Here is a 7,226-nt window from a genome sequence, read left to right as displayed (position 1 = left end):
GCGCGTTCTTCCATCCATTCCAGCGCGGTCCCGCCGATCTGTACTCGCCCACGTTCTACGCTGCCCGACGCGAAGCGTTCGAACAATGCCTGGCGAGACTTGATGACAACAGCTACCGGCACGTGATACGCAACACCTTTCTTGAAAAATCGGGCCTGCAGTCGCCGTTCGTTCACTGGCGGCTGCTGACGGAGTCTCTGCTCGAAGACGCGTTGCTTTGCATTCCGCCCGCGCACCTGAAGCTGTGGTTCGTGCGCCTCGCGCACGACATTCGCGCAAATCGAACGGGCTTTCCGGATCTGATCCGTTTCTGGCCCACTCAGCGACGCTATGAAATGGTCGAGGTCAAGGGACCGGGTGACCGGCTCCAGGACAATCAGATCCGGTGGCTCGCGTACTGCGCGGAGCACCGCATGCCGGTGCGCGTGGTCCACGTCCGGTGGGCGCTGCAGGCGCAAGAAGCGCAACAAGCGACAGAGATCACCTGAGCGCGCTGACGCGACGCCAGTCGCTGCCGCTGTCCAGAAGGCGCATTTGCGACGTAAATCGAAGCCCGTCAACGCGTGTGAATGCAGTTGGAATGGCGTTTCAAGCCTAAAAATCAACTCGTTTTCACACTGGGCCTCGATTTCCGGGTTGAAATTCAATGCCCGACAAGGCTCATCTAGAAACCGCACGCATTGTGCTTGCACTTGACACCGCGATCGCCGCGTTCAGGGCAGGGAGTCCTCGGGCGTACGCGCACTGGATTCGGCCAGCCGCCTGCTCGACGACCTGGCGCATGACGCAGCGTCGGAACATGCCAGCCGTGCCGATGGCCAACGGCGCGTGCCGCCACGCCCGGACCGGGTGGAGCTGGCTATCCTCACGGCGCTTGCCGACACCTACGGCGCGAGCTGATAGTGTGTGCTGATACGCTCACGTAGATTATCAATGACTCCGACGACGGCGAGCGCTTGGTCGGCAGACTAGTTGTCCGGGATCATGAAGTCGAGCCCGCAGATGATCCTGGAAGGCAACCGACGGCGCGTCTTCTCAGCCTTAGCCGCACTATGTTTCTCTATGCGTTGCCCGCGAAACTGTCGACGCCAAAAGATAGCCTGATCATTCTGCGCCACTAGATCTGAAGTCCGTTGGTCGCCACCTCTTCAGATGTTCGGATGGCTTGCAGGTTTGAACTAATCCTCCAGTTCCGCTGCTCCATCTCGCTGCCGCACTGGCGGCGTGAGCGGCACCCGTTGCCCGCGTGAGCGGGTCAGCCACGCCAGTGGATTTATTCGCGTCTGCTGCAAAAATACCGCGATCACGATGATCATGCCCTTCAGCACAAGTTGGGTATTACTGTCGATGTTGTTAAGCAACAGAATGTTGCCCAAAAAACCGAAGATCAGCACGCCGGCCACTGTCCCTGCGATGCGGCCAACACCGCCCATCAGGCTTGTTCCGCCAATCACCACCGCGGCGATGGCGTCGAGTTCCCAGCCCACACCAGCGTCCGCCTTCCCCTGTCTGTACTGCGCCGCGTACAGCACGCCCACGAGGGCGGACAGCATGCCGGAGATCGCGTAGGCGGCGATCTTGTGGCGGTCGACTTGCAGGCCGGAAATCCGCGCGCACTTTTCGTTTCCGCCAATCGCATAAAGGTACTTGCCGAACACCGTACGATTCAGCACGAACTCCGCGATCAGCGCTATCACGATGAAAAAAAGCGCCGGCACGGGGATGACGCCAAACAGCAACGCGCGCAAGTTCTCGATGTCAGTCGTCGCGTTGGTGCCGCTATAGATGGAATAAACGGCCGTGTCCTGACCGGCGACGAGACGCGCGACGCCCATCACGCCGACCATTGCTGCGAGGGTGACGATGAACGGCTGCATCCGGCCGCGGGTGATGATCCAGCCGTTGAGCGCACCGATTGCCAGGCCAGCGAACGGCACCATCCAGAGCACTGTCCAGAGCGAGACCTTGCCTGGCAGCCCATGCCACGCGAGGAAACACGCGAGCAGTGCGCAGGCAAGCGCCAGACCCACGCGCAAAGGCAAATTATGGCGGCGGCTCCGACCGCCAACGCGTGCGGGTGCGCCGCTCCGCACGCGGCCTGAGCGTCCCAGCACGGCGCCGCCCAGCACGAACACGACGATGAAAATGCTGATTGCATCCAACCCGAGTGCTGTCCATGAGGCGGGATTGCTTCCGGGCGTGGTCAGCAGGATCGCGGTCAGCACGCTGCCGAAACCCATCACCGAACCGACTGAGAGATCGATGCCCGCGGTGATGATGACGAGCGTCATCCCCGTCGACATCACGCCGACGTTCGCTACCTGGCGGAACACATCGGAGAAATTGGCCGCCGATAAAAAGATGTTGCTGCCATCGCCGGCATGCGGCGAGGTAAGCGCGCCAAGCACCAGCAGCACGATCAGCCCGAGATAATATTTGGCGTTCGTCAGCCACGCTCGCAGGCGTTGCTGGCGCGTGTCGGGCATCGCTTCAATGTCCCGCGCATCCGTTTTCAACATGATCAGTTCTCCGGATCAAGGCGATGCGAGCTTAACGAGTTGCTCTGCGGAAAATTCCGGGCGGTGGAGTACACCGGCTGCGCGCCCTTCGCACAGCACGAGAATGCGGTCGCAGAGAAGCATTAGTTCGTCGATTTCCGAACTGGCGACAACTACCGTCAGCCCATCACGCGCCGCCTGAAGAATCTGGCTGTAGATCTCGCCTTTGGCCGCGACATCGACGCCGCGCGTCGGCTCGTCGAGCAGCAAGATCGTGGGGTGCGTCATGAGCCATTTGCCGATAATCAGCTTCTGCTGATTACCGCCCGACAGGGTCGCGACTGTCTGGTCGACGCCGCGGTATTTGACATTCGACGCCTTCGCCTGAGTTGCCACGCGCCGCGCAACAGCACGGTGCCGATAGAACGGGAAACCAGTGATACCAGCCAGGTTCGGCAGCATGAAATTCGCTTCCACCGACTGGTCAAGCAGCAAGCCGTCCTTCTTGCGATCTTCGGTGACGAATGCGAGACCTGCCTCGACCGCCGCGGCCGGCGTCGCGAACGTACGCCGCGCGACGCCGATCTCGATCTCGCCTTCGACCCTGTACGTAGAGACACCGAAGAGCGCTTCCAGTATCTCGGTCTTGCCCGCCCCAAGTAGTCCGGAGAGCCCGAAAATTTCACCCTGGCGCACGGTGAACGAGACGTTGTCGACAACTGGTCGGTGCTCGCCGTGCAGCGTGAGGCCATGTACCGCGATCATTGTCCCGGCTGCCGCGCGCAATTCACCTTCGCCACGATGCGCTGCAACAAAGTCTTTACCGATCATCATCGATACCAGTTGCACCGCCGACTTCACTCGCCCGATCGGCAAGGTGGCGATGTGACGGCCGTCGCGTAGTACCGTGACGCGATCGGCAAGGTCGAACACTTCCTGCAAGCGGTGACTGATCAGCACGATTCCCATGCCTCGCGCACGCAGCGTTCGCACGAGCGTGGCGAGCGCCTGCGTCTCGGTGTCGGACAGTGCTGAGGTCGGCTCGTCCATGATCAGCACTCGCGCGTCGGCGAGCAGCGCCTTCGCTATTTCAATGAGCTGTTTCTCGCCAATGCGCAACGGCCCGACGAGCGTATCCGGCGAGGGCCGGAAGCCGAGTTGCGCGAGCACCTCGCGGGCTTTAACACGCATTGCCGGATGATTGGGGAAGCCGAAGCGAGTCGTGATTTCCTTGCCGAGAAAAAGGTTGTCGACGACTGACAGGCTGTCGACAAGATTCAGTTCCTGATGGATGAGCGCAATGCCGGCCTCCATTCCGTCGGCGCTGGAACTGAAACTTACCGGTTTGCCGGCGACCACGATCGTCCCCGTATCGGGCACGAGAAGGCCGCCGAGAATCTTCATCAGCGTGGACTTGCCCGCGCCGTTTTCTCCGACGAGCGCATGCACCTCGCCAGCCAGGACGTCGAAGCCAACATCGTTCAGCGCCGGGCTGCCATTGAAGGCCATCGACAGATGCCTGGCTGCCACCAGAGGCGTGACTTCCTGATGCTGGGAATCGCCCGGAGGCGGTGCGACGGCGGAGAAGCTGCTCGTTGCGTATGACGTCATGAATGTGTGCCCTGTGACTCGCGCGTTCCCCGGTCGCGGGCGGGCCGGAGCGAACGCGCGCCAGTTGCGTTCAGTGCGCGACAAATTGCTTCGCGTTATCTGCAAAGATGCCTTGGGTCGGCAAGATCACCTTCTTCTCGATCTTCGCGCCGCCGAGCAGCTTGAGCGCCTGGCGGATGCCTTCGGCGCCGGGCGTCGGATAAACGAACGTGCCGGTCAGGATGCCTTGTTCGACCCACACGGCTCCTTCGTTCGGCAGGCCGTCGGCACCGACGAATTTGATCTTCTTCTCGACGCCCGCATCCTTGGCGGCGAGATAGGCGCCATACGCCATGGGGTCGTTGTGACCGAACACGACATCGACTTGAGGATTCACCCGCAGCACTGTCTTCATATATTCGTAAGCCTTGTCCTGCTTCCAGTCGCAATCCACACGCTGCCCCACAATCTTGAGACCTTTCTCCTTGCCGACCGACTCGAACATGCCGTCGTGCCGGTCGTGCGACGCTTGTGCGCCGAAGCCGCCCCACACCTCGACAATGTTGCCCTTGGCTGCGCCCACGCCGCCTTGTGTCTTGACGATGAATTCGCCCACGCCTTTACCGATGAGCACATTGTCCCCGCCGATGAACTGCGTATAGGCATCGCCGTTGACCGAGCGATCGAGGACAAACACGGGGATGCCCGCCTTGTAGGCCTTTTCGACAACGCCCGTCAGCCCCGACGACTCTTTCGGCGAAATAAAGATCACGTCCATTTTCTGGGCGATGAAGTTCTCCATGTCGGCGTTTTGTTTGTCGGTACGGTCGGAACCATCTGCGATGATCAATTCCACGTTTGGATGCTTCGCGGCCTCAGCTCTCATGTCCTTGTTGAACTGCACGCGCCATGGTTCTTGAGTTGTCACCTGTGAAAAGCCAAAGCGATATTTCTTGTCCTGCGCGTGGACATATCCGGCCCTGAGAATGAGCCCTGCGAATGGCGCCGAAGCAAGGGCGCCAGTAATCAAGCGACGATTCCGGTTCATCAGTGTCTCCTTTATTTATCTAGTGACGCTACGTGATGCTCGGTTGCCTGCTCCTGCCGATTTATCCTGGAGTGTGTCCTTCTGGCTTCCCCAGGACTGAAACGTTTCAGTCCGCCACGGTGGGCACGGGCGTTTCGGTGGGTACCAGCGCTGTGCTTTCGCGCACCAGCAAATCCGCCTTGAAGCTCAGATGCACGAATTCGTCCTGTTCACCATTTAGCAATTTCAGCATCAGTTGCCAAATTGCATGGCCAATGGCCTCGACCGGCTGGCGGATCGATGTCAAATACGGCCGCAGCACGGACATCCAGGGCGCGTCATCGAAGGACAGCAACGATATGTCGTTGGGTATCCGAAGATCGGCATCGCGGATGGCGCGCAATGCGCCTAGCGTGGTTACGTTGCCACCAGCAAAAAGGGCGGTTGGCCGCGCTGAAGCGCTCAGCACTTCGAGCGTCGCCGCATGGATCTGGGCGGCGGTCATCCCACACTCGATGACCACGATGTAATCGTCAAGTTGCGCGTGACGCATTGCAGCGATATAGCCATCCGCGCGCTCCCGTGAGTTGACGAGCTCCAGCGTGTTGACGAGAAAAGCGATGCGTTTGTGGCCGAGCGCGATCAGATGCGCCGTACCGTCCGCCGACGCGCTGCGACTATTGGTCGTCACGGTATTGGCCGGAAAGGTCTCGTCGACCCGGTCAGCCATCACGAGCGGCACGTTGCATTCGCGCGCCTCGTTTATTGCATGCTGGTGGCCGCTGCACGGAATGATGATCATGCCTGCTACCTGCCGCGATAGAACAAAACGGATGCGCTCCATTTCGCGTACGGGATCTTCATCGGCGTGGGCCAGGATCAGCTGATAGCCATGTTGCAGCGCATGATTATCGAGCGCTCTCGCAATGTCGACAAAAAACTGATTCGTCAGGTCCGGCAGCACGAACCCGATAGAGCGTGGGCGGCCGCGGCGAAGGTCGGCCGCGATGCCGTTGCGGCGGTATCCAATCAAACGCGCCGCGTCCCACACCCGCTGCGCCCGCTCCGCGCTCACGCCCGGCGCCCCGGACAAGGCTTTTGATGCAGTGCCCACGGATACTTCCGCCGCATCCGCGACGTCACGCAGCGTCGGAAGTGATCTGTCAGGAATGCTCATGGTATCCGTCGGAAGCACGACTGAAACGTTTCAGAGAATACGCGAGGGATCGAGTGACTTCAAGGCGTAGTTACATAGGGTTTACCGTCGCGCGTATTCATTCCATCATTGTGCGTTACCGCGGGGGGAAGTGACGGTCTCGATCGGTTCACTGGGTCGAGACCTTTCAGAACGAACTGACGAACCCGCTTACAACGACAGGAGGAGTCCATGTTCGAGCGATGCGAATGGTTGAACGAGCCGGGCGAGTGGGATTTGAAAGGCGGTCGCTTGCGGGTCAAGACGGACCCGGAAACCGATTTTTGGCGCAAGACGTACTACGATTTTATCCATGACTCAGGGCATTCATTCGGAATCCATACCAATGGCGACTTTTCGGCACAAATCCGTGTGCGTGGAGATTTCGAAACCCTTTATGACCAGGCTGGATTGCTGATTCGCCTTGGCGAGCGCAACTGGGCGAAGGCCGGCGTGGAGCTCACGGATGGCGCTTTGATGATGAGTAGTGTCATCACGCTTGAGCAGTCGGATTGGGCATTGGGATCGCCGATCACGACGACCGACGGATTTTGGCTACGCGCGACGGTCGAGCGCGGAGCCCTGAGACTACAGTTTTCTATCGATGGCATGACGTGGCCTATGTTGCGGCTTGCGCCATTTCCCAAAGCGGAGAGTTACTTCGTAGGAGCTGCTTGCTGTAGCCCGAAGCGCGGCGGCTTGACAGTCGACTTTTCCGAATTCCTCCTGATGCCACCGCAACATAAAGATCTACATGATCTGACGTAATCGCATTGATTTGTTCCGCAGTTGGAGCTTGGGGAATGCCACGAACGGGCCAACCAAGACTGCGCATAAATCTCATAAGATAGCCGGCTTCTCGAAGCGATCAATCGAATGGCGGAGTTCCGACTATCGCATTTGATACATAACGCGC

Annotated in this window: 6 protein-coding genes; 2 read left to right on the top strand and 4 right to left on the bottom strand. The window is 59.7% G+C overall.

Annotated features, from left to right (window positions below; translation table 11 throughout):
* Window positions 1-488: VRR-NUC domain-containing protein (locus JWR14_RS14865; RefSeq protein ID WP_299707963.1), on the top strand; the 488-nt coding region annotated here is incomplete at its 5' end.
* A gap of 690 nt (window positions 489-1,178) precedes the next feature.
* Here JWR14_RS14865 and JWR14_RS14860 read toward each other — a convergent pair.
* The 4 genes from JWR14_RS14860 to JWR14_RS14845 form a co-directional block, all read right to left on the bottom strand.
* On the bottom strand, window positions 1,179-2,519 hold the full coding sequence (locus JWR14_RS14860; protein ID WP_299707961.1) for an ABC transporter permease: 1,341 nt from the start codon (window positions 2,517-2,519) through the stop codon (window positions 1,179-1,181).
* 15 nt (window positions 2,520-2,534) lie between these two features.
* On the bottom strand, window positions 2,535-4,109 hold the full coding sequence (locus JWR14_RS14855; RefSeq protein ID WP_299707959.1) for a sugar ABC transporter ATP-binding protein: 1,575 nt from the start codon (window positions 4,107-4,109) through the stop codon (window positions 2,535-2,537).
* 70 nt (window positions 4,110-4,179) lie between these two features.
* Window positions 4,180-5,136, bottom strand: a complete 957-nt coding sequence (locus JWR14_RS14850) for a substrate-binding domain-containing protein (protein WP_299707956.1) — start codon at window positions 5,134-5,136, stop codon at window positions 4,180-4,182.
* A gap of 106 nt (window positions 5,137-5,242) precedes the next feature.
* Window positions 5,243-6,292 carry a LacI family DNA-binding transcriptional regulator gene (locus JWR14_RS14845; protein ID WP_299707954.1) on the bottom strand — a complete coding sequence of 350 codons (1,050 nt, stop codon included), beginning with the start codon at window positions 6,290-6,292 and terminating at the stop codon, window positions 5,243-5,245.
* Window positions 6,293-6,523: 231 nt separating this feature from the next.
* On the opposite strand from JWR14_RS14845, the gene JWR14_RS14840 reads away from it, so the two are divergent.
* The gene (locus JWR14_RS14840) at window positions 6,524-7,078 is read left to right on the top strand and encodes a DUF1349 domain-containing protein (RefSeq protein ID WP_299707952.1); all 555 of its coding nucleotides are present in this window, start codon (window positions 6,524-6,526) and stop codon (window positions 7,076-7,078) included.
* The last annotated feature ends 148 nt before the right edge of the window (window positions 7,079-7,226 follow it).

It is taken from the genome of Caballeronia sp., from assembly GCF_028292365.1.
GTDB lineage: Bacteria > Pseudomonadota > Gammaproteobacteria > Burkholderiales > Burkholderiaceae > Caballeronia.
This window is presented reverse-complemented; position numbering and strand designations above follow the sequence as displayed.